The organism is Phreatobacter cathodiphilus, from assembly GCF_003008515.1.
GTDB classification, from domain to species: Bacteria; Pseudomonadota; Alphaproteobacteria; order Rhizobiales; family Phreatobacteraceae; genus Phreatobacter; species Phreatobacter cathodiphilus.
In genome coordinates this window covers 3892376-3914592 of sequence record NZ_CP027668.1, presented here as the reverse complement: position 1 = coordinate 3914592, position 22217 = coordinate 3892376, and the positions used below count along the sequence as shown (strand labels likewise).

20 protein-coding genes and 2 tRNA genes are annotated in these 22217 nt (G+C 70.2%); 11 read left to right on the top strand and 11 right to left on the bottom strand.

Annotation, left to right across the window (positions count from 1 at the left end):
• The first annotated feature begins 189 nt into the window (after positions 1–189).
• The 7 genes from C6569_RS18765 (at position 190) to C6569_RS18735 (ending at position 7232) form a co-directional block, all read left to right on the top strand.
• Positions 190–2646, top strand: coding sequence for a sensor histidine kinase (locus C6569_RS18765; protein ID WP_245898157.1), 2457 nt, complete (start codon positions 190–192; stop codon positions 2644–2646).
• Positions 2643–4151, top strand: a complete 1509-nt coding sequence (gene tsaE / locus C6569_RS18760; protein WP_106750301.1) for a tRNA (adenosine(37)-N6)-threonylcarbamoyltransferase complex ATPase subunit type 1 TsaE — start codon at positions 2643–2645, stop codon at positions 4149–4151. The genes C6569_RS18765 and tsaE overlap by 4 nt, the downstream gene beginning before the upstream one ends.
• A 17-nt stretch (positions 4152–4168) precedes the next feature.
• Positions 4169–4858 (top strand): nucleotidyltransferase family protein, encoded by a 690-nt coding sequence (locus C6569_RS18755; RefSeq protein WP_106751134.1) that lies wholly within the window; start codon positions 4169–4171, stop codon positions 4856–4858.
• A 199-nt stretch (positions 4859–5057) separates the two neighbouring features.
• Positions 5058–5432, top strand: coding sequence for an endonuclease domain-containing protein (locus C6569_RS18750; protein WP_245898156.1), 375 nt, complete (start codon positions 5058–5060; stop codon positions 5430–5432).
• Positions 5433–5750: 318 nt separating this feature from the next.
• Positions 5751–6155: a 30S ribosome-binding factor RbfA gene (rbfA, locus tag C6569_RS18745; protein ID WP_106750300.1), complete on the top strand. Its 405-nt coding sequence runs from the start codon at positions 5751–5753 to the stop codon at positions 6153–6155.
• Entirely contained in the window at positions 6152–7075 is a 924-nt protein-coding gene (gene truB, locus C6569_RS18740) for a tRNA pseudouridine(55) synthase TruB (protein ID WP_106750299.1), read from the top strand. Before rbfA ends, truB begins: the two co-directional genes overlap by 4 nt.
• A 72-nt stretch (positions 7076–7147) precedes the next feature.
• Positions 7148–7232, top strand: a tRNA-Leu gene (locus C6569_RS18735).
• Positions 7233–7513: 281 nt separating this feature from the next.
• Here C6569_RS18735 and C6569_RS18730 read toward each other — a convergent pair.
• Complete coding sequence (locus C6569_RS18730) at positions 7514–8038, bottom strand: hypothetical protein (RefSeq protein WP_146144845.1); 525 nt, start codon at positions 8036–8038, stop codon at positions 7514–7516.
• Between the two features lie 298 nt (positions 8039–8336).
• Here C6569_RS18730 and C6569_RS18725 point away from each other — a divergent pair, with 298 nt between their 5' ends.
• A complete protein-coding gene (locus tag C6569_RS18725) occupies positions 8337–8621 on the top strand; it encodes a hypothetical protein (protein WP_106750297.1) in 285 nt (94 codons plus the stop codon).
• Between the two features lie 76 nt (positions 8622–8697).
• Here C6569_RS18725 and C6569_RS18720 read toward each other — a convergent pair whose 3' ends face one another.
• From C6569_RS18720 to C6569_RS22025, 3 genes are all read right to left on the bottom strand, one after another.
• Positions 8698–8991 (bottom strand): PilZ domain-containing protein, encoded by a 294-nt coding sequence (locus C6569_RS18720; RefSeq protein ID WP_181313815.1) that lies wholly within the window; start codon positions 8989–8991, stop codon positions 8698–8700.
• A gap of 74 nt (positions 8992–9065) precedes the next feature.
• Positions 9066–10358: a UDP-N-acetylglucosamine 1-carboxyvinyltransferase gene (gene murA / locus C6569_RS18715; protein WP_106750295.1), complete on the bottom strand. Its 1293-nt coding sequence runs from the start codon at positions 10356–10358 to the stop codon at positions 9066–9068.
• A gap of 156 nt (positions 10359–10514) precedes the next feature.
• Positions 10515–10688 (bottom strand): hypothetical protein, encoded by a 174-nt coding sequence (locus tag C6569_RS22025; protein ID WP_181313814.1) that lies wholly within the window; start codon positions 10686–10688, stop codon positions 10515–10517.
• 173 nt (positions 10689–10861) lie between these two features.
• Here C6569_RS22025 and C6569_RS18710 point away from each other — a divergent pair.
• Together C6569_RS18710 and C6569_RS18700 are read left to right on the top strand one after the other, a co-directional pair.
• Positions 10862–10936, top strand: a tRNA-Thr gene (locus tag C6569_RS18710).
• A gap of 632 nt (positions 10937–11568) precedes the next feature.
• Entirely contained in the window at positions 11569–12222 is a 654-nt protein-coding gene (locus C6569_RS18700) for a DUF4145 domain-containing protein (protein ID WP_106750293.1), read from the top strand.
• A 145-nt stretch (positions 12223–12367) separates the two neighbouring features.
• Here C6569_RS18700 and C6569_RS18695 read toward each other — a convergent pair whose 3' ends face one another.
• The 3 genes from C6569_RS18695 to C6569_RS18685 all read right to left on the bottom strand — a co-directional run bounded on the left by C6569_RS18695 (position 12368) and on the right by C6569_RS18685 (position 15279).
• Positions 12368–12715: a c-type cytochrome gene (locus C6569_RS18695; RefSeq protein WP_106750292.1), complete on the bottom strand. Its 348-nt coding sequence runs from the start codon at positions 12713–12715 to the stop codon at positions 12368–12370.
• Positions 12716–12866: 151 nt separating this feature from the next.
• Positions 12867–14726: an extracellular solute-binding protein gene (locus tag C6569_RS18690; protein ID WP_106750291.1), complete on the bottom strand. Its 1860-nt coding sequence runs from the start codon at positions 14724–14726 to the stop codon at positions 12867–12869.
• 88 nt (positions 14727–14814) lie between these two features.
• Positions 14815–15279, bottom strand: coding sequence for an Lrp/AsnC family transcriptional regulator (locus tag C6569_RS18685; RefSeq protein WP_106751132.1), 465 nt, complete (start codon positions 15277–15279; stop codon positions 14815–14817).
• Between the two features lie 134 nt (positions 15280–15413).
• Between C6569_RS18685 and C6569_RS18680 the strand changes: the two genes are divergently transcribed.
• On the top strand, positions 15414–17804 hold the full coding sequence (locus tag C6569_RS18680) for a transketolase-like TK C-terminal-containing protein (RefSeq protein WP_106750290.1): 2391 nt from the start codon (positions 15414–15416) through the stop codon (positions 17802–17804).
• A gap of 905 nt (positions 17805–18709) precedes the next feature.
• On the opposite strand, the gene C6569_RS18675 is transcribed toward C6569_RS18680, so the two are convergent.
• The 4 genes from C6569_RS18675 to mltA all read right to left on the bottom strand — a co-directional run bounded on the left by C6569_RS18675 (position 18710) and on the right by mltA (position 22189).
• A complete protein-coding gene (locus tag C6569_RS18675; protein WP_245898155.1) occupies positions 18710–19417 on the bottom strand; it encodes a ribonuclease T2 family protein in 708 nt (235 codons plus the stop codon).
• 89 nt (positions 19418–19506) lie between these two features.
• On the bottom strand, positions 19507–20061 hold the full coding sequence (locus C6569_RS18670) for a hypothetical protein (protein ID WP_106750289.1): 555 nt from the start codon (positions 20059–20061) through the stop codon (positions 19507–19509).
• A gap of 110 nt (positions 20062–20171) precedes the next feature.
• On the bottom strand, positions 20172–20747 hold the full coding sequence (locus C6569_RS18665; RefSeq protein ID WP_106750288.1) for a Smr/MutS family protein: 576 nt from the start codon (positions 20745–20747) through the stop codon (positions 20172–20174).
• Positions 20744–22189, bottom strand: a complete 1446-nt coding sequence (mltA, locus tag C6569_RS18660; protein ID WP_106750287.1) for a murein transglycosylase A — start codon at positions 22187–22189, stop codon at positions 20744–20746. Before mltA ends, C6569_RS18665 begins: the two co-directional genes overlap by 4 nt.
• Positions 22190–22217 lie beyond the last annotated feature (28 nt).

The following is a 22217-nucleotide window of genomic DNA, read 5'->3' as shown; positions in this document are numbered from 1 at the left end:
TCTTAGACCGCGAGTCCCCGCAAGGTTAGATTGGACCTGATTCGCGCCGCGGGCGGCACCGGCGCGCGATCCCCGATCCCACTCGCGTGCCGCACCGTGACGTAAGGATACGAGATGCCGGGCCTGTCGAGGGTCGACGACGCATCCGGTGGGGACAACGGACCGCGACCGGGGCCGACATGGCGGGCCTTGCGGCTCGTCCCGGCAACCGCCGCCGCCCTTCTCGCCAGCACTGCCCTGGTGGCGGCGAGCGAGGCGGGTCCGACCCTCTCCGAGGTGGTCGGCGCCATCCGTGCCCACGAATGGGCGGCTTTCGGGCTCAATGTCGGCGTCGTCGTCTTCGGCGTCGTGACCGCCATCGCGCTCCTGCGCACGCGCGCCAGCGCCGCCGCGGCCGGGCGCCAGGCCCGCCGTGAAATCAACGAACTCCGGCTCGCCCTCGACCGCAATGCCGAACTCCTGACCCTCGATCCGCACGTGGTCGTCGTCTGGGGCGGCGACCGCGACGAGCCCGAGATCGCCGGCGACGTCTCGCTCGTCACCGACCTGCCGGCGGCCCGGCGCGTGCTCGCCTTCGGCTCCTGGCTGCCGGCGGATAGGGCGGCGGAGCTGGAACGTGCCGTCGACGCGCTGCGCGCCTCCGGAACCCCGTTCCGCCTCGACGTGGTGAGCCAGGGCGGCCGGCCGATCGAGGCCGAGGGCCGGCCCATCGGTGGACGCGCCGTTCTCCGCCTGCGCCTCGTGGGGGGTGTGCGCGAAGAGCTGATGCAACTGCGCGCCGGCCACGATGCGCTGGTGCGCGAGACGGCGACGATCCGTTCTTTCCTCGGCGCCCTCGCCCTGCCGGTCTGGCTGCGCGATGCGGAGGGGCGCATCACCTGGGTCAATACTGCCTATGCCGCCGCGACGGATGCCGCCGACGGCGTGCGGGCGGTGGCGGCCGGCCACGAATTGCTCGATCCGGCCGACCGCAACGAGGCGGCGCGCTGCCGCTCCGCCCGTGTGCCCTTCGCCCGCCGCGTGGCGGCGGTGGCGGCGGGACAGCGGCGCATCTTCGACATCATCGAGACGCCGGCGGGAGCCGGATCGGCCGGTCTCGCCGTCGACGTCACAGAGCTCGAGACGGTGCGCTCCGAACTCTCCGTCGAGATGGAGACGCACAAGCGCACCCTCGACCAGCTCGCGACCGCCGTGGCCATCTTCGACGCCGGCAAGCGTCTCGTCTTCAACAACGAGGCCTTCCGCCAGCTCTGGGACCTGGAACCCGCCTTCCTGCACCAGGGCCCCACCGACGGCGACATTCTCGACCGGCTGCGCGAGCGCCGGCTGCTGCCCGAGCAGTCCAACTACCGGGAATGGAAGAAGACCCTGCACGGGGTCTACGAGGCGGTGGACACCGAGCCGCGCATCCTCGAATGGCCGCTGCCCGACGGGCGTTTCCTGCGCGTGGTGCAGAACCCCGACCCGGCCGGCGGCGTCACCTATGTCTTCGAGGACCTGACCCAGCGCCTGCAGCTCGAAACCCAGGTCCAGGCGCTCGGCCGCGTCCAGCGCGAGACCATCGACAATCTCGACGAGGCGGTGGCGGTGTTCGGCTCCGACGGCCGCCTGTCGCTGTCGAACCGCGCCTTCGCCGCCCTGTGGGAGTTCGACGCCAAAGTCCTGGACGGACGGCCGAAGATCGACCAGATCGCCAGCCTATGCATGCCCTATGTCCGTGACGGCGGCATCTGGTCCGACATCCGCGCCGCGGTGACGGCGCTCGCCGACGAGCGGCGTCAACGCTCGTTCCGCATCGAGCGCACCGACGGTTCGGTGCTCGACACCGGCACGGCGCCGCTGCCGGGGGGGGCCACCCTCGTCACCTTCCGTAACGTCACCAACATGGTGATGGTCGAACGGGCCCTGACCGAGCGCAACGAGGCGCTGGAATCGGCGGCGAAGCTGCGCAACGACTTCGTTCACCACGTCTCCTACCAGCTGCGCACGCCGCTCACGACCATCATCGGTTTCGCCCAGGTGCTGGACGACCCGTCCATCGGGCCGCTGAACGACAAGCAGCGCGAATATCTCGGCTATATCGGCGCTTCCTCCGCCTCGCTCCTATCGATCATCAACGACGTGCTCGACCTCGCCACCATCGATGCCGGCGTGATGGAGCTCGAACTCGGCGAGGTCGACATCCGCACCACCATCCAGGCGGCGGTGGAGGCGGTGCGCGATCGCATCGCCGAGAACCAGATCCGCATCGAGACGCGCATCGCCCGCGACATCGGCACGTTCCGGGCCGACGCCCAGCGCGTGCGCCAGGTGCTGTTCAACCTCCTCTCCAACGCCATCGGCTTCTCCGACCGCGGCGGCCTCGTCGTGCTGGACGCGGCGCGCGAGGGCGAGGAAATCGTCTTCAAGGTGCGCGACCAGGGGGCGGGCATCGCCCCCGACATGGTCGGCCGCATGTTCGAGCGCTTCGAGACCCGCTCCACCGGCACGCGACACCGCGGCGCCGGGCTCGGCCTCTCCATCGTCCAGAGCTTCGTCCAGCTGCATCGCGGCCGCATCGAGGTGGAAACGGCGCCGGGCAGCGGCACGCAGGTGAAGGTCACCTTCCCGGCCCATCTCGAGGACTTCTCCAAGGCCGCCGAATGACCGAACCCTTCCGTCACATCCGCATGCTCGCCAACGAGGCGGAGACGCGCGAACTCGCCATGGACCTCGCCATGGCCGCCCAGGCCCACGACGTCGTGACGCTGGAGGGGGATCTCGGCGCCGGCAAGTCGACGCTCGCCCGCGCCCTCATCCGCGCCATCGCCGAGGACGAGAAGCTCGACGTGCCGAGCCCGACCTTCGCGCTGATCCAGCCCTATGACCTGAAGCGCCTGCCGGTCATCCACGCCGACCTCTATCGCGTCACCTCGCCGGACGAGATCGCCGAACTCGGCTGGGACGAGGCGGCCGAGGGCGCGCTGCTCATCGTCGAGTGGCCGGACCGCCTCGGCGGCGCCCTGTCCGGCGACCGGCTGGAGGTGGCGCTGACCCTCGTCCCCGCCCGCGGTCCCGGCGCCCGCCAGGCGGTGCTGACCGGCCACGGCGCCTGGGCCGGGCGGCTGGCGCGGCTGGTGGCGCTGCGCGGCTTCCTCAACAATGCGGGATGGGGCGGCTCGCTGCGCCGCCATCTGCAGGGCGACGCCTCGACGCGCTCCTACGAGCGCCTGCTCGACGGCCAGCGCCGCGCCGTGCTGATGAACGCGCCGAAGAAGCCGGACGGCCCCCCGGTGAAGAACGGCCTGCCCTACAGCCGCATCGCCCATCTCGCCGAGGACATGGTGCCCTTCGTCGCCATGGCCGAGGGCCTGCGCGACATCGGCCTGTCCTCCCCCGAGATCGAGGCCGTCGATCTGGACCAGGGATTTCTCATCATCGAGGATCTCGGCGGCGAGGGCGTGATCCGCGACGGCGCACCCCTGCCTGAGCGCTACATGGCGGCGGTGGACGTGCTGGCGCTGATCCATTCGCGACCGCGCCCGGCGACGCTGGCGACGCCGAAGGGCGCCTATGCGCTGCCGGCCTACGACAGGGAGGCGCTGACCATCGAGGTGGAACTGCTCCTCGACTGGTATCTGCCGATGAAGGACGCGCGCATTCCCGCGAGCGAAAAATACGTCTTCCTGCAGCGCTGGGGCGAGCTCTTCGCCGAGGTGGAGGCGGCGCCGCAGACCTGGGTGCTGCGCGACTTCCATTCGCCCAACCTCATCTGGCTCGCCGGCCGCGACGGGGTGGAGAAGGTCGGCCTGATCGATTTCCAGGACGCCGTGATGGGGCCGGCCGCCTACGACGTCGCCTCGCTGCTGCAGGACGCGCGCATCACCGTGCCGGAGGAGCTGGAGCTGCAATTGCTGTCGCGCTACGCCACGGCGCGCAAGGCCTTCGATCCCGGCTTCGACATGGCCGCCTTCGCCAGGCTCTACGCCATCATGGGTGCGCAGCGGGCGACCAAGATCCTCGGCATCTTCGCTCGCCTCGACAAGCGCGACGGCAAGCCGCAATACCTCGCCCACCTGCCGCGCATCTGGGCCTATCTGCAGCGCTGCCTCGCCCATCCGGCCCTCGCCCAAGTGAAGCGCTGGGTCGACGACCGGGTGCCGCCGCCGTGATCGCCGTCGACAGCGCCATGGTGCTGGCGGCGGGGCTCGGCACCCGCATGCGGCCGATCACCGACCGCATCCCGAAGCCGCTGGTGCGGGTGGGGTCCAAGACCCTGCTCGACCACGTGCTGGATCCGCTCGCCGAGGCCGGCGTGACGCGCGCCGTGGTCAACGTCCACCACCTCGCCGACCAGATCGAGGCGGCGGTGGCGGGGCGCGAGAGGCCCGAGGTGGTGATCTCCGACGAGCGGGCGCAGATTCTCGATTCCGGCGGCGGCGTCGCCCGCGCCCTGCCGCATCTCGGCGAGACCTTCCTGATCCGCAACGCCGATTCCTTCTGGACCGACCGGGGGCCGTCCAACCTCGTGCGGATGATCGAGGCCTTCGACCCCGACCGCATGGACACCCTGCTGCTGCTGGCCCCGATGGAGGGCAGTGTCGGCTTCGACGGGCCGGGCGACTTCTTCCTCGACGCCGACGGCCGCCTGACCAGGCGCGGATCGGCAGCGCGGGCGCCCTATGCCTATGCCGGCGCGGCCATCATGCGGAAGGCCGATTTCGCCGGCCGCGCGGACGGCGAGATCTTCTCGCTCAACGCCCTGTGGAACGCCTCGCTAGCCAAGGGCCGCCTGCGCGGGCTGGTCCTGGACGGGCTCTGGCTCCACGTCGGCACGCCGGACGCCATCGGCGAGGCGGAGCGGGCGCTGAAGGGGTAAGGCCGCGGCAGCCGGTCGGGCCAGACGCCGTCATCTCCGACCTGCCTGGACGTCATAGTCCCCTCTCACCGCATGCGGGGAGAGGGTAAGGGGCAGAGCCACCAATCCGGCCCCGATCCGGCTTCCACCGGATGCCGCCAGGCGCCGAGAGGCACGATGCTGTCACCATCGCTCGTGCCACGAGAGGTAGGAGAGGCGCATGGCCATGGCGCTTCGCTTCCGGGGACCGTCTCCGCGGACCACCGCGCGTGCTCGCCGGCTCCGGCGCGAGGCCACGCCGGCCGAAAAACGGCTTTGGAACCAGATCAAGGATCGCCGCCTCGCCGGGCACAAGTTTGTCCGCCAGGTGCCGATCGGGCCCTATTTCACCGATTTCGTCTGCCGCGAGGCTCGCCTGGTGGTGGAGGTCGATGGCGGGCAGCACTGCGAGTCCGCCCACGACCTGCGGCGCGACGCGTTTCTCCGGGCGGAGGGTTTCGAGGTCCTGCGGTTCTGGAACGTCGATATCTTCGGCGCCATGGACGGGGTTCTCACGGCGATCCTCGCGCGCCTGCCGCCGACCGGCGAGGTCTGAGCGGCGATCTGAAGTGGCCCTTCACTCATAGAGGCGGTCCAGTTGCCCCTCACCCCTACCCTCTCCCCGCATGCGGGGAGAGGGGGGCACCGGTGGCGCAACACAGCCTGAACCGTCGTGCCGGGCATTGCGGCTGCGGAAGGAACAGGACGTCGAAGTCCCCTCTCCCCGCGAGGGGGGAGAGGGTAAGGGTGAGGGGCAGAGGGGCGAGAATCCGGCCACGGTCCCCCCGCCTTCCCTTTTGCGCCCTCAGGGTGTATGTGCCCGCCTCCTCATTCACTTCCACCCGGTCCGACCCCGGGCGAAGGACCAAAGACCATGGCCAAGCGTTTCGACACGGGCTCCGGCCCGTCCCAGCGGCAATTGCGCGTCGGCGAGCTGATGCGCCACGCCCTCTCCGAAGTGCTCTCACGCGGCGAGATCCACGATCCGGTCCTGCAGACCCACGTGGTCACCGTGCCGGAGGTGCGCATGTCGCCGGACCTGAAGATCGCCACCTGTTTCGTCATGCCGCTGGGCGGCAACGACCAGCAGGAGGTGATCCAGGCGCTGGCCCGCAACAAGCGCTTCCTGCGCGGCGAGCTCGCCCACCGCACCAACCTGAAATTCGCCCCCGACCTGCGCTTCCGCATCGACGAATCCTTCGAGGAGGGCTCGCGCATCGACCGTCTCCTGGAGAGCGACGAAGTGCGCCGCGACGTGCAGAAGGACGACGAGGCATGAACCAGCCGCGCTCGAAGAAGGTGGACGTGCACGGCTGGGTCGTCCTCGACAAGGATTTCGACCAGACGTCCACCCATGCGGTGTCGCAGGTGCGGCGCCTGTTCAACGCCAAGAAGGGCGGCCATGCCGGCACCCTCGACCCGCGCGCCACCGGCCTGCTGCCGATCGCGCTGGGGGAGGCGACGAAGACCGTTCCCTTCGTCATGGACGGCCGCAAGACCTACCGCTTCACGGTGGCCTGGGGCACGGAGACGAGCACCGACGACACCGAAGGCGAGGTGACCGCCCGGTCCGACCTGCGGCCCACCCGCGAGGCGGTGGAGGCGCTGCTGCCGCGCTATACCGGCACGATCATGCAGGTGCCGCCGAAATTCTCCGCGATCAAGGTGGGCGGCGAGCGCGCCTACGACCTCGCCCGCGACGGCGAGGAGGTGGTGCTGGAGGCGAGGCCCATCACCGTGGACAACCTGCGGCTCACCGCCTTCTCGGCCGAGAGCGCCGAGTTCGAGGCCGAATGCGGCAAGGGCACCTATGTCCGCGCCATCGCCCGCGACATCGGCCGCGACCTTTCCTGCCTCGGCCACGTGACGGCGCTCCGGCGCACGCGCGTCGGCCCGTTCGGGGAAGACGACACCGTCACGCTGGAGGAGCTGCGCGAACTCGCCGAGGGCAAGATCGCGGGCCAGACGCTGGAGGATGCGCTGCTGCCCGTCGAGGCGGCGCTCGCCGAGGTGCCGGAGGTCAAGGTGACGCGCGACGTCGCCGCCCGCCTGCTGCGCGGCCAGAGCACCATCCTGCGCGGCCGCGACGCGCCGATCGAGGGGGCCGTCTGGGCGTCGTCCGCGGGCGATCCCATCGCCCTGTGCGAGGTCGAGGCCGGCGAACTCGTGCCGAAACGCGTCTTCGTCTTCGGGCCGTGAGGACGGCGCGGAGCCCTTTCGCGAAAGAGCACGTTGACGGGTCCCGCCGCACTCGCTATGAGAGCCGCCTTCGCCCAGATGGCGGAATTGGTAGACGCACTGCTTTCAGGTAGCAGCGCCGCGAGGCGTGGAGGTTCGAGTCCTCTTCTGGGCACCAATTTCACGTTTCAGACGATCCGAGATCGTCGAGAAACCCGCAGAAAAGCCCGGTTCGCCGGGCTTTTTTGTTGTCTGGGGGTCCGCCTTCGCGAAAATGCGTCCGGCCGGGTGCAACCGTTGCGGCGGAGTCTGTCTCGAGATCATCGCGGCGATGGCGCCACGCCAGCCGGCGGATCCCGACAGATGCCGCTTTCGGACACAGTGGATCAGGGGCATACGCCCCCGTCCCTCGTCATGCAGGCGACGGAGGCGGCCCGGCTCGTGGGCCCCGTCAACGCGTCAGGGTGCGCCGCGCAGGCAGTTGTCCAGGGCCCGCTGGCGGGACTGGCGGTGGGCAGCCACCGTCTGTTCCGGGGCTCCCCGGCACCAGTTGAGGTGGCCCGCATGATTGGTGCTGTACCAGCCGCTGGCCGGGCACTGAGACTGCCGGGCCCGATTGGCGACGTTCACCGCGTGGTCGGCGTAATCACGGCAGAAACGGTCGAACTGCGCCTGGGGGTTCGCCCGCGCAAGGCAAGCGTTCAGCGCCTGCTGGCGGGATTGGCGGCCGGCGGCCACCGCCTGCTCCGGGGCGCGAAGGCACCAGTTGTAGTGGAGCGCCCGGTCGGCGACGAAGTCGTTGCGGAATGCGCGGTGCGGCGCGCACCCGGCTTGGGCAGCCCGGTTGGCCGCACTCACCGCATGGTCGGCATAGTCGCGGCAGAAGCGTTCGAACTGCGCCTGCTGGGCGAAGCCCGTGGTGGACGAGAGGGGCGTCAGGGCCGCCACAGTAACGAGGGCCAGAAGCCCCATTCGGATGCGCATCGTGCCCTTCTCCCGTGAAGGCTGCTTCGGCAAACCACACCCTCGTCCACACCGAAGCTTCGGCGTCGCGGCGCTGCCTCAACGAACTGTTGAACGGTATCAGGATCGGCCGGCGACCTGACGAGGTCAAGCACTTCCCATTCCGCAGCGGGAGGGAACGACCTTCGTGGACCGAGGAAGGCGGCGGATGAACGGCGGCCACTGGCAGCCGAGGGCGTCTTTCCAGAGAGACCATGCGGGGAACATTCGTCTCCGCCGGGGGTTGTCGGGGTCCTGACCATCCGCGAGGACTCCCCCGATGAAAGCTCTCACCCTCGGCGCGCTTGCCGCCGCCCTCCTCTTCTCCGCTCCCGCCTTCGCCCAGGACGTGCGCATCCGCGCCGGCGAGGGCGGCGTGTCGATCCGTACCGACGACGGCCGCCCGGGCTATCGCCGTGACCGCCGCCCCGACCGCGTCATTATCCGCGAGCGCCGCTCGCCCCGCGTCGTGATCCGCGAGCGCGAGCGCTGCCGCAACGTGGTGATCCGCACCGAGCGGCCGAACGGCACGGTGGTGGTGCGCCGCGAGCGCCGCTGCGGCTGATCGCGCCGGCCATCATCCGACGACCACAGGCGAGGCGCTCCCGCGAGGGGGCGCCTTTCGTCATTCGGATATGCGGTCAGAGTTCCTCGTCGGCCTCGACGATGAAGCGCACGCCCATGCTGGCGCCGTCACGCCAGACGACGGCGCAGCGACGCTGGGCCTGCCGGCCCACGGCAAGCCGGAGCAGGAATTCATCGGGCACGCCTTCCGGCTCGCGCGCCACCAGGCGGGCGCCGGTCTGCGACACGTCGAGGAGGGTGCAGGCGATTTCCGCGCCGTCCGCCAGACGCTCGATCCGCGCCTTGTAGCGCAGGTCTTGCCGGCGCCCGCGCCGACGGTCACGCGTGTTCGAAGCGGCAGGAAGCGCCATGCAGAGATCCATCCTCGGGCCCAACCTGCCACGCAGCCCCTTGCGGAAGTCTTGACGCCAGGGGAGGCCGCCGCTCAGCCGCCGGAGAGGCGCTCGATATCGGCGCCGACGGCGGAGAGCTTGGTCTCCAGCCGCTCGAAGCCGCGGTCGAGGTGATAGACGCGGTTGACGGTCGTCTCGCCCTGGGCCGCGAGCGCCGCGATGACGAGGGACACCGAGGCGCGCAGGTCCGTGGCCATGACCGGAGCGCCCTTCAGCGTGTCGACGCCCTCGATGGTGGCGGTCTGCCCGTCGAGATGGATGTGGGCGCCGAGGCGGGCGAGCTCCTGCACGTGCATGAAGCGGTTCTCGAAGATCGTCTCGGTGATGCGCGAGGTGCCCTTGGCCCGGGTCATCAGGCCCATGAGCTGGGCCTGCAGGTCGGTGGGGAAGCCGGGGAAAGGATCGGTGGTCACCGCCACCGGGCTGATGCCGTGGCCGTTGCGCTTCACGCGGATGCCCTCGTTGGTCGAGGAGATCTCGGCGCCGGCCTCCACCAGCACGTCGAGGGCGGACTGCAGCAGCTCGGGCCGGGCGCCCTCCAGCAGCACGTCGCCGCCGGCCATGGCGACGCACATGGCATAGGTGCCGGTCTCGATGCGGTCTGCCACCACGGCGTGGTGGGCGCCGCGCAGGCGCGAGACGCCGGTGACCTCGATGGTGGAGGTGCCGTGGCCCTTGATGCGGGCGCCCATCTTGATGAGGCAATCGGCGAGGTCGACGATCTCCGGTTCGCGGGCGGCGTTGTGGATGACCGTGGTGCCCTCGGCGAGGGAGGCGGCCATGAGCGCCACGTGGGTGCCGCCGACGGTGACCTTGCCGAAGTCGATCTCGGCGCCCTTGAGGCCCTTGTCGGCGGAGACCACCGCATAGCCGGCGTCGATGTCGATGGTGGCGCCGAGGCGCTCCAGCGCCATGAGGAGGAGGTCCACGGGGCGCGTGCCGATGGCGCAGCCGCCGGGCAGCGAGACCTTGGCGCGGCCCATGCGCGCGACGAGCGGGGCGATGACCCAGAAGCTCGCCCGCATGGTGGAGACGAGCTCATAAGGGGCGGTGGTGTCGACGATGGAGCGGGCGTTGAGGCGCACGGTCTGGCCGGTCAGCACCTCGTCGCCGTTGCGCTTGCCGGCGATGGTGACGTCGACGCCGTGATTGCCGAGGATGCGGGCGAGGTTCGACACGTCGGAGAGGCGCGGCACGTTGGCCAGCGTCAGCTCGTCCTCGGTGAGGAGCGAGGCGATCATCAGCGGCAGCGCGGCGTTCTTGGCGCCCGAGATCGGGATGGTGCCGTGAAGCGGGCGGCCGCCCGTGATGCGGATGCGGTCCATGCGGAACTCCTCGGAGGGAGGGCTGGCCTCGACTGGCGCCCGTCGTCGAATCGCCCGGCAGCGTTTCAGCACGTTGCCGCCCGGCGGGGGCCTTCGTCTAGCCGACCAAAGGAGGCGAAACAAGGAAGCAGGCGCGGCGGAATTCCGCCCGCCCGTTCAGCCCGCTTCGTCCTCGCCTGCGGCGCGGCCGCGCGCCTGCTCCTTGCGGCGCTTCAAATTGGCCTTGAGCTGGGCGGCGAGGCGCTCGGCGCGGGCATCCCTGGGCTTCGGCGGGGCGCCGCCCGCCTTGCCGCTGCCCGCTTCATCCGCCGCGTCGCCGCTCCTGGCCATCGCCGCTCCCCGTCCGCATCCGCGCCGCGACGATGCCGCGACGGGCGGCCCGGCGCAACGCCGTCGTCACCACCGCACGGCAAATCGCAGACCCGCCCTTGCATCGCGCCGCACCCTGTGGCAGGGAAGCGTCCCGTTCGCACCGCGCATCGTTTCGCGCCTCCGGTGCCCTCGCTGCGGTAGCTCAGTGGTAGAGCACTCCCTTGGTAAGGGAGAGGTCGAGAGTTCAATCCTCTCTCGCAGCACCATCTTCCTGCCAACCGAACTGAGACCATATCGGCTTCACCGATTTGCCTGTGCCAGCGACCGAAGGAGCACGGCTGACGTCCTCCCCATCATCGATGGTCCGGGCCTCCGGGGTCAGGTCCCTCGGGGGCATCGCCAAGGCCCTTAGCGAGCGCGGTGTGCCCGCTGCGAAAGGAGGCGGCAGGTGGACAGCGGAGCAGGCGCGGAGGCTGTTACAGAGGGCGTGACGCGAATATGCGGCGCGTCTGCGCGGCATCTGTCTTGTTGCGTCCTACTGGCCGGACGGCTGCCTTCTCCCCACCAAATGCTTCACACCCCGGGCCGCTGCTGCCCAGATGAAGGCTGCGACGAGTTTCAACAAAGCAACTTCAACCCATGGGAGCTGCCGGCCTGTCCCGCTGACAATCAAAGCCAGAATGCCAGTGACCGCCCCGGCAACAAGGAACGCCGCTAGAACAACCTCGCCCCATCCCCGGGCAAGCCAGCCCAGAAGTAGGGCCGGTATCAGCAGCATAGGGTCGATCCCGTTACCCACCAGCCGCGCCAACAACACCATGGGGTCCATAAGCACTGTCTTTCCAAACGCCTCTACCTCGCTAAGGATGTAGCCTACCAAAATTCAACTGGGGAGCCCATGGCGGTCCTAACCACAACATGTGGACACTGCGGCACGGAGAAGATTGGGCTGCATGTCAAGGCGTACGCCCAAGCGGGCGGAGGCGTTGCCGCCTTCACGACCTGCCCCAAGTGCACCCAACCGGCGGTCCATCTGCTTCGTCCGGGCCCGCAGGCAAGAGCAACCGAAGGTTGGTTCAATACATCGGCCGCGAAGGCCGACGGCAGCGATACCCTTACTCACTCCGGTTGGGCAATCCGCGCGTCCTATCCGGCGGCATCAACGCCGCAGGCCCCCGACCACTGCCCGGAGGACATAGGCCGGGTCTACATCGGCGCGAGGATGGCGCTACTTCGAGGAGAGTTGGATGCGGCAGGCATGCTGATCCGCAAGGTTCTGGAGGTAGCAACCAAGCGGGTCCTTCCTCAAAGCACTGGCACCCTTGCCAGCCGGATAGACGAGATGGCAAAGGGCAACCTCATCCCAGAGGCCGTCAAAAGCTGGGCACACCAAATCCGCATCATTGGCAACGACGCCGCGCACGACGCAGGTGAGCCGCCAAAGGCGGAAGTGGCGGAAGCCATTGAGTTTGCCGATGCGTTCCTCATCTACGTCTTCACGATGCCCGAGCGCGTCCGGCAGCGGCATTCCCGTCGCAACGGTACACCGTAGACCGTGGGACAACGCTGTGGTACAGCACCACGAAGGTGGTGACTTAAACCACTGATTTTGTTATGGATACAGCGTCGGACGGGGAATTCAATCCTCTCTCGCAGCACCATCTTCCTTCCCTGCTCCCCGCCCCCGTGATTGCCCATCACCGCCGCCGTTCCAGGCTCTTCAGGAAGACGATGAAGTCCTCGATTTGGTCGAAGCGAAACTGCGGCATGGAGGGGTGGCCGGTCATGATGCCCTCGGCGAGGGCTTCCGACAGGTTCTCCACCGCATAACTGCGATGAAGGTCGCGGAAGGGCGGAGCGGCCGTCAGCGGGCTCGGCGAGACGCGGTCGATGGCGTGGCAGGTGGCGCAGTGGGTGCGGGCGAGCGTCAGGCCGCGCTGGATGCTGGCGGCCGTGGCAGGGGCCGCGGACACGGCCAGGCCCAGGGCGAGGACGGCGGCGAGGACGGCGCGACAACCTCCGGCAAGGGGGGATCGGCTCGGCATGGTGGCGCCTCCGGTGGTCCGGTCCGGCGGGGCCGATGCGCGGGATGCGCAGGAGGGTCATCCGGGGACGGTACCCCCGTGATGATGACGAAGGACACGGACAAGACCTTGTCCTCGATCAACTCCGCCGCCCGGACGGGCGGGGGTCACGTCACGTCCGCTCCAGCTTCGCCGCCTTGGCCGGATCGAACCACCAGGTCGCCGGCACGCCGCGGGCATATTTGGGCTTGCGCTCAGGGAACCCGAACTGGTCCCAGTAGGCGATCCAGTGGGAGGCCTTGTACCAGTTGGGCACCCAGTAGCGGCCCGCGCGCAGCACGCGGTCGAGGCAGAGGCAGAGCGTCGTCAGCTCGGGGCGGGTGTTCACCGCCAGGATCTTCTGGATGAGCGCGTCGACCACGGGATCGGCGATGCCGGCGAGGTTCTGCGAGCCCGGCTGCTTGCCGCTCTCCGAGCCGAAGAAGGTGCGCAGCGATTCGCCGGGGGTGAGCGAGAGCGAATAGCGGCGGATGGTGAGGTCGAAGTCGTAGTCCTTAAGGCGCGACTGATACTGGGCCGAATCGACCCGGCGGATGGTCGCCTCGATGCCGAGGCGCCTCAGGTTGGCGACGAAGGGCTGGGTGTGGCGCTCCAGCGAGTTGTCGTAGTCGAGGAACTCCACCGTCATCGGCTTGCCGGCGGGATCGAGGAGGCGGTTGTCCTTCAGGGTGAAGCCCGCCTCGCGCAGGAGCTGGGTCGCCCGGCGCAGCAGGTTGCGGTCCTGGCCGGAGGCGTTGGACACCGGCGGCACGTAGGGCTCGTCGAAGACCTCATCCGGCACCTTGCCGCGGAACGGCTCGAGGATGGCGAGCTCCTCCGCCGAAGGCTTGCCCACCGCCATCATCGGCGAGTTCTGGAAAAAGGAATGGGTGCGCTTGTAGCTGTCGAACATGACGTTCTTGTTCGTCCATTCGAAGTCGAAGGCGAGGCCGAGGGCCTCGCGCAGCTTCGGGCTGGCGAATTTCTCGCGCCTTGTGTTGATGAACCAGCCCTGGGCGCCCGAGGGCGTCTCGTCGGGAACCTCGCGGCGGACGACGCGGCCGTCCCTGGCGGCGGGGAAATCATACTGCGTCGCCCAGGCGCGCGAGGTGAACTCCTCGCGGAAGGTGTAGGTGCGGCTCTTGAAGGCCTCGAAGGCGACGTCCCGATCGCGGAAGAACTCGACGCGGATGACGTCGAAATTGTTCTGGCCGACGGAGACGGGCAGTTTCTCGCCCCACCAGTTCCTGACGCGCTCGTATTCGATGAAGCGGCCGGCCTCGAAGCGGCCGACCTTGTAGGCGGCGGAGCCCAGCGGCACGTCCATGGTGGAGGCCTCGAAGTCGCGGTTCGCGTACCAGGCCTTGGACAGGATGGGCAGGCCGGCGACGGTGAGCGGCAGGGAGCGCGAGCGCCCCTTGGCGAAGGTGACGGCCACCACCTTCGCGTTCTCGGCGGTGGCGCCCGCGATGTCGCGCAGTACGACGCGCAGCAGCGGGTGGCCCTTCTCCTTCAGGGTGAGGATCGACCAGGCGACGTCCTCCGCGGTGATGGGCGTGCCGTCGTGGAACCGCGCGATGTCGCGGAGCGTGAAGCGGTAGGTGAGGCCGTCCTCGGAGATGGCGACTTTTTCGGCGGCAAAGCCGTACATGGCATCGGGCTCGTCGCCGCCGCCGGCCATGAGGCTCGAAAAGATGTCGTCGAGCCCGGGCGGGGCGTCGCCGCGCAGCACGAGGGTGTTCAGCGTGTTGAAGGTGGTCGGATTCTGGTTGTAGGACCAGGTGGAGGCGGTGTGGATGAAGGTGCCGCCCTTCGGCGCCTGCGGATTGACGTAGTCGAAATGCGGGAACCCCGCGGGATATTTCAGGTCGCCGAAATAGGAGATGCCATGGCTCTCGCCGGCGGCCTGCGCGAGGGCACGGCGACCGAGAAGGCCCGCTCCGGCGCCGGCGGCGGCGAGGGTCAGGACGGAACGGCGGGTCAGGCGCGGCATGGCGGGGTCCTTCCGGTCAGGTCGGCGTGAAGGGTAGAGGCTCGGCGCAGCCTGTCAAAGGCCGGCGACCGCGTCCGGCCGCCGCCCCTCACCCCAGCGGCAGCACGTTGGTGTGCTTCACCTGCGCCAGGGCGAAGGAGCTCTCGATGGAGGCGATGCCGTCGAGCCGGGTCAGCCGGGCCTTGAGGAAACGCTCATAGGCCGGCAGGTCGGCGCAGACGACGCGCATGAGATAGTCGCGCTGGCCGGTCATCAGATAGCATTCCATCACCTCGGGCCAGCGCGACACGGCCTCGGCGAAGCGGTCGAGATCCTCCTCGCGCTGGCGCTCCAGCTTGATGGAGATGAAGACGGAGACCGGCAGGTCGACCGCCTTCTGGTCGACCACCGCCACATAGCCGCCGATGATGCCCGCCTCCTCCAGCCGCCGCACGCGCCGGAGGCAGGGAGTGGGCGACAGGCCGACCTTCTCGGCGAGGGCCTGGTTGGTCATGCGGCCGTCGCGCTGGAGTTCGGCGAGGATGCGGCGGTCGATGGCGTCGAGCCGGGTCATGAGCAGAACCTGCCAGGATAGGAGGCCATCCTGGCAGATCATGCTCATTGTGTCGCCCCTGTCAGATGCTTTTTGGCAGGAGGCTGCCGGGGCCTTTCGGCATGATGACGCACCCTGAACGGACACCGCCCGCCATGACCGACCGTCTCGCCGCCCTCGCCGCGCTGGAGCAGAAGATTCTCTGGCTCGCCTCGTGGACGATCCACAACGCCAACCACCTGCGCGACAACGCGGACGGGCTGAAGGTCGGCGGCCACCAGGCCTCCTCCGCCTCGCTCGCCACCATCATGACAGCGCTCTATTTCGCCGTGCTGCGGCCGGAGGACCGGGTGGCGGTGAAGCCGCATGCGAGCCCCAACTTCCACGCCATCCAGTATCTCCTCGGCAACCAGACGCGGGAGAAGCTGGAGGCCTTCCGCGGCTTCAAGGGGGCACAGAGCTATCCCTCGCGCACCAAGGACATCGACGACGTGGACTTCTCCACCGGCTCGGTCGGCCTCGGCGTGGCGCAGACGCTGTTCTCGTCCCTCGCCCAGGACTATGTGCGCGCCCACGGCTGGGGTCTGGAGCGACCCGAAGGGCGCATGGTGGCGCTGATCGGCGACGCGGAGATGGACGAGGGCAACATCTACGAGGCGCTGATCGAGGGCTGGAAGCACGGTCTCCGCAACACCTGGTGGGTGGTCGACTACAACCGCCAGAGCCTCGACGCCGTGGTGCGCGAGGGGCTGTGGGAGCGCTTCGAGGCCATGTTCCGCAATTTCGGCTGGGACGTGGTGATTCTGAAGTATGGCAAGCTGCTGGAGGCGGCCTTCGCCGAGCCCGGCGGGGAGGCCCTGCGGCAGTGGATCGACACCTGCCCGAACCAGCTTTACGCGGCGCTCTGCTACCAGGGGGGAGCGGCCTGGCGGAAGCGTCTGGAAGACGACATCGGCGACCAGGGCGCGGTGACGGCCCTGATCGGCCGGCGCTCGGACGCCGAACTCGCCCGGCTGATGACCAATCTCGCCGGCCACGACATGCCCTCGCTGCTCGAGGCCTTCGAGGGCATCGACCACGACCGCCCGGTCTGCTTCATCGCCTATACGATCAAGGGCTTCGGCCTGCCCTTCCAGGGCCACAAGGACAACCATGCCGGCCTGATGACGCCGGCGCAGATGGAGGCCTTCCGCGCCGCCATGAAGGTGCGGCCGGGCCATGAATGGGACCGGTTCGAGGGGCTCTCCGTGCCGGCGAAGACGCTGGAGACCTTCCTGAAGGGCGTGCCCTTCGCCGCACGCGGCCGCCGCCGCTTCCACGGCGCCAAGCTGCCGATCCCGGCGAAGCTCGCCGTGCCGATGCAGCCGGCCATGTCGACCCAGCAGGGCTTCGGCCTGATCCTCAACGAGATCGCCCGTGGCAGCGAGCCCTTCGCCGAGCGCATCGTCACCTGCTCGCCCGACGTCACCGTCTCGACCAATCTCGGCGCCTTCGTCAACCGGCGCGGGCTGTTCGCGCGCGAGGCGCTGGCGGACACGTTCAAACAGGAACGGATCCCCTCCACCTTCACCTGGGACTTCTCGCCGAAGGGCCAGCACATCGAACTCGGCATCGCCGAGATGAACCTGTTCATCCTCCTGTCGGCGCTGGGTCTCACCCATTCCATCCACGGCGAGCGGCTGCTGCCCGTCGGTACGCTCTACGACCCCTTCATCCAGCGCGGCCTCGATGCCCTGAACTACGCCTGCTACCAGGACGCGCGGTTCATGCTGGTGGCGACGCCCTCGGGCGTGACGCTCGCCCCCGAGGGCGGCGCCCACCAGTCCATCGCCACGCCGCTGATCGGTATGGCGCAGGACGGGCTCGCCGCCTTCGAGCCCGCCTTCGTCGACGAGCTCGCCGCCATCATGCGCTTCGGCTTCGACTACATGCAGCGCGACGGCGAGGGCGATCCGGACGAGGAGACCTGGCTGCGCGACGAGACGGGCGGCTCGGTCTATCTGCGCCTGTCGACCCGCACCCTCGACCAGCCGCAGCGCGCCATGGACGAGGCGCTGGCGAGCGACGTGATCAACGGCGCCTACTGGCTGCGGCGGCCCGGCGCCAATGCCGGCGTCGTCATCGCCTATATGGGCGCCACCGCTCCGGAGGCGATCGCAGCCGCAGGCCTGCTGGCGGAGAGCCACCGGGACGTCGGCGTCCTCGCGGTGACCTCGTCCGACCGGCTCAATGCCGGCTGGACGGCGGCCGAGCGGGCGCGCCAGCGCGGCCATCACCACGCCACCAGCCATGTGGAGCGCCTCCTCGGCGGCCTCACCCGCGATTGCGGCCTCGTCACCGTGGTGGATGGCCATCCGGCGACGCTGGCCTGGCTCGGCGCGGTGCACGGCCATCGGGTGAAGTCGCTCGGCGTCGAGCATTTCGGCCAGACCGGCACGGTCGGCGACCTCTACCGTCACCACGGCATCGACACCAACGCCATCCTGCATGCGGCGCAGGCGATCCTCGGGGCACGGCCGGTCCGGTATCTCAAGGCGCTGGCGTGAGGCGTCCCGGCGCGGGACAACAGGGTTAACCGCGCGAACGCCCGCTTCACCCCGGACGCTGACCGGGTTCCGTCGCCGCGGCCAGTTGGATGGCGTTTGCGCTCCTGCGTCACCGGACAGAGTGGCAACGCGGCCGCGGTTCCGATTCGGACGCTGTTCGTTCCTGTTGGGGTCCGCAGGTTAACGAGACGATCCGCGGGCGCGCGACGCCGCCGGCCCGGGCGAGAGGATGTGAGGGCGCAGCCCTGCCCCGATTCGATACGCTCCGGTGAAGATCCGCGCCTCCCGGCCGCCGCGCTGATGCGACGGCGGATCCGCAGACCGTCTGTTCCGGCGGATATTCGGCAGGACAGGCGCGGAACATTGCCGGCGACCCGATTCGGTCCCGGTTCGTTCGCCGGTTGATCCCGAGGTTAACGGGCCGGCGGCGATCGCCCATTCCCCTGGGCTGTAAGCCCGGCACAGGCCCGTCGGCGTTGCCCCCTCCCCGAGGACGAGCGGACTGGCCGGCAGGACGTGTCATGGAGGGGCGGCTGGCCGTCGGCAGCGATGCCCGGCGCCTCCGGGACATTGTCGCCCCGTCCGCCGGGACGGCAGGCGCGAGGAGCCGGACGCGGGACGGGCGGGAAGCGCGGGGAACCGCGGCGACGACCCGGATCCGGACCCGCGACGGCGGCTGCAGCCTATCATGCCGCGCGACCGCTGCTCCGAAACGGCACGCGGCGGTTAAGGGTTCAGGGCGCGACAGCCCTTCCGGGAGCCAAGCCCGGCCGCCGTCCCGGCGCGACCTCGCCGAAACGAGCCCCGCAAGGCCCGAACAAAGAATGATCCGGCGGATGGACGTGATTCGGACGGGTTTCGTTCCCGCCCCGATCCGGAGGTTAAGGCGGCGAACCCGGACAGGGTCAGCTGCGGCCTGGACGGGCCGGCGGCATGACGAGACGATCCCTGCGGCAGGCGCGCCGGTCGATCTCCTCGCAGGCGGTGAAGTTCATGTCGCGGCCGATGCAGATGCGCACCTCGCGCAGCCGGCGCTGGTCGCATTGCACGGCGATCATCTCGCGGGTGAGGCCGGGATTGGCCCTCACGAAGGCCTCTTCCACCTCGTCGGGCGTCACGGTGAGCGGCTCGGCGATGCTCTCGAACTGCGCGGGGATGCGCACCTTGGCCCGCGCCTGGCGCACCTGCTCGAAATAGGCTCCCGCCGAGCGGGCGCCCGAACAGGTGCCATGCTTCGACCACTGGTGCCGGACGAGACCGGGCGCCGGCATGATGTCGAGCATGGAACTGACGGTGCGGTTCTCCAGCGCCGGGGCCGGCACCTGGCAATATTCGGGGAAGCCGCGGTGGAACTGCGGCCAGAGGCCATGGACGACGAAATGGAAGGGACGGTCGCCGGCGCATTGCATGGAGCGCGAGGTGCGCTCGCTCGTGGCCTCGCAGAAGGAGGGCGACCAGGACAGGGCGAGGACGTAGAAGTCGAACTCGCCGGGCGTCGCCCCCGGCCGGGCCTGGGCGTGGGCCGGCGGCGTTGCCGCGAGACCGAGAAACAGCGGGCCGGCGGCGAGCCACGCCGCGGCGCGGCGGGACCAGGCGAGCATGCGGGCGACCATGGGCAACCTCCCCCCTCTCAACGGATGGAGGCTAGCCGCGGCACCGGAACAAAGCAAGAACCGGCACGGGCCCCCCGTATTCCTCCGGATCAGGGCCGCGCCATGCGGCAGGCCGGGTCGAAGCTGCGGCCGCGGTCGAGGCCGTGGACGCACCATTCGACGCCCCAGGTGGCGCCGATCATGCCCTGATCCTCCAGGATGGCGTAGCTGACCGTGCGCACACGGCCGTCGGAGAGATGGGCGCGGGCGGTGCAATACCGGCGCGGAATGAGGTTCTGGCCGTGCGGATTGCTGACGACGAGGCGCACCCGGTCGAAGCCGCGGATGCCGAGCGAGGAGTGCCAGAAGCGCGCCTCCTTCTCGGCGAAGGTCTCCTGGATGCGCTCCAGCGCCGCCGGCTCGTCGCAGGGCAGCAGCCGGTTCTGGAAGCGCGGGTCGCGGAACAGGACCACGCCGACGGGCCCGCGCATGCGCAGGTCGTCCTCCACGGCGCCGGGATAGGCCGCGCCCGGCACGCGGCTCGTGGTGTAGGTGGAGCCGGCGAGCCCGCGCGGCCCCCCGTCGTTGAAGGCGAGGGTCTGGGCCCCGGCCGCCGGGACGCCCGCGAGGGCGGCGAGGACGAGGGCGAGAAGGCGGGTCCGCATGGCTGCTGTTCCGGAGACGGATCGGGATGATGACGGACGATCCATGCGCCGCCCGCCCCGGTCAAGAGCGGCGGGGCCACAGCGGGCGGGAATTCGCCGTCATCAGTCCGTCAGGGCCGGCGGATGCGGACATAGAGCGCGCCCGCCCCGCCATGTCCGACGGAGGCCTCCTCGAAGCCGATCACCAGCGACCGCATCTCCGGGAGGGCCAGCCATTGCGGCACCACCCGGCGCAGCACGCCGCGGGCGGCATAGGGATCGGGCCTGAAGGCGTCCTCGTCGAGTTCGCGCAGCCGCTTCGGCGCGCCCTTGCCGGTGATGACGATGACGAGGCCGTGGCCGGCCGCCTGCGACTGGCGCAGGAAGGCGATGAGCCGCCGATGGGCCGCGTCCTGGGTCAGGCCGTGAAGGTCGATGCGGGCGTCGGCGTCGCGCCGGCCGCGGGCGAGCTTGCGCTTCAGGCCCTTCTCCAGCGCCGCCAGCGGCGGCGGAGGCGGCACGGCGGGAACGATGGAGCGGGCCGCGGCCGGCGGGCGCGCCGGCTTGTCCGCGGCGGGCGCCGGCGCGGGTTCCGGATCGGCGGGCGGCGCGATGGCGCGGGCGGGGTCGAGCGGCTTCACGCCCGCCGCCACATGGGTCCAGAGCCGGCGGTCCTCCGCCGAGAGGGTGCGCGGGCGGCGGCTCACGGCGCGGTCTCCGGGCGCGGCTCGGGAACCGGCACGGCGGCGGCCTCGGGCGACAGGGCCTTCGGCAGCAGCACGTACCAGTCGGCGCGGTGTCGGATGCGGCCCGCCGTCGAGCCGGCCTCCACGCCGGTGCCGAGATAGAGGTCGCCGCGCGCCGGGCCGACGATGGCCGAGCCGGTGTCCTGCATCACCATGAGGCGGCGGAAGGGCTCGCCGGTTTCCGCCTGCCCCGTCGGCAGCATGGCGCTGATGAAGACCGGCGTGCCGTAGGCGTGGACGTTGCGGTCCACCGCGATGGTGCGCCAGTCGGTCACCGGCACGCCCTGGGCGCCCACCGGCCCCTCCTCGGCGGAGAGCTCGCCCTTCACCTGGAAGAAGACGTAGGAGCGGTTCTGCCAGCGCACGTCGCGGGCGGCTTCCGGGTTCTCGGCCATCCAGGTGCGGATGAAGTCCATCGACATCTGCTCGCGGGTGGCCAGGCCCCGCTCGATCATGACGCGGCCCACCGGCACGTAGCGATGGCCGTTGTGGGCGGCATAGCCGATGCGCAGCGTGCCGCCGTCGGGAAAGCGCAGGCGGGCCGAGCCCTGGATCTGGGTGAACATGACGTCGGTCTGGTCGCGGGCCCAGGCGATCTCCAGGCCGCGGCCGTCGAGGGCACCCTGCTCGATCTCCGCCCGGTCGAAATAGGGCAGGAAGCGCCCGCCCACCCAGCGTCCGGCGCCGGAGCGGGCGTCGAAGCCGGCGGTGCGGCCGCGGGCGGAGGAGAGGTCGTCGGGGCGAGTCAGGAAGGGGGCGGAGAAGGCCTCGGTCTTCTCGCGGGACGCCAGCACCTCCGGCTCGTAATAGCCGGTGAGAAAGCCGTCCTCCTCGATCCTCTCGCCGAAGCGGGCGATGCGGAGGGGCCGGAACTCCGCCTCGAAGAAGGCGCGGGCCGCGGCGGCGTCGACCGGATCGGGCAGCGCGAGCGCCCGCGGGCAGATGTCGCGCAGGGCCCGCCAGACGTCCGGCGAGGCGCGCGGCGGCGCGCGCGAGGCGAGGATCGGGCGGCAGGAGCGGCGGAAGGCGGCGAGCGTCAGGTCCTGGCGGTCCTCGGCCCAGCCGGGCAGGCTCTCGAAGCCGACCGCCTCGCTCCAGGTCTCGGGAAAGACGAAGGGGAAGCCGGAGGCATGGGGCGGGGGCGGCGCGAAACCGCCGTCGGCGAGGGGTGGGGTGGGGGCCGCCTCGGCAGACGGCGGCACGGCCGGAGCCTCGGCGGTCGGCGCGGCGGGCTCGGAGGCCGGCTCTTCGGGAGCGGGCGCCACCGGCGCGGGACGCGGCAGCAGGAGCAGCAGGTCGTTGGAGCCGGCGCGAGCCGGCGCGGAGGGCGCCAGGGCGGCCGCCGCGAGCACCGCGAGCGCCAGAACCGGGACGGCCATGGCGGAGAGCGGGCGGTTGCTCATGGTCGGCCCCGGGGGAGCGGAAGGGCGG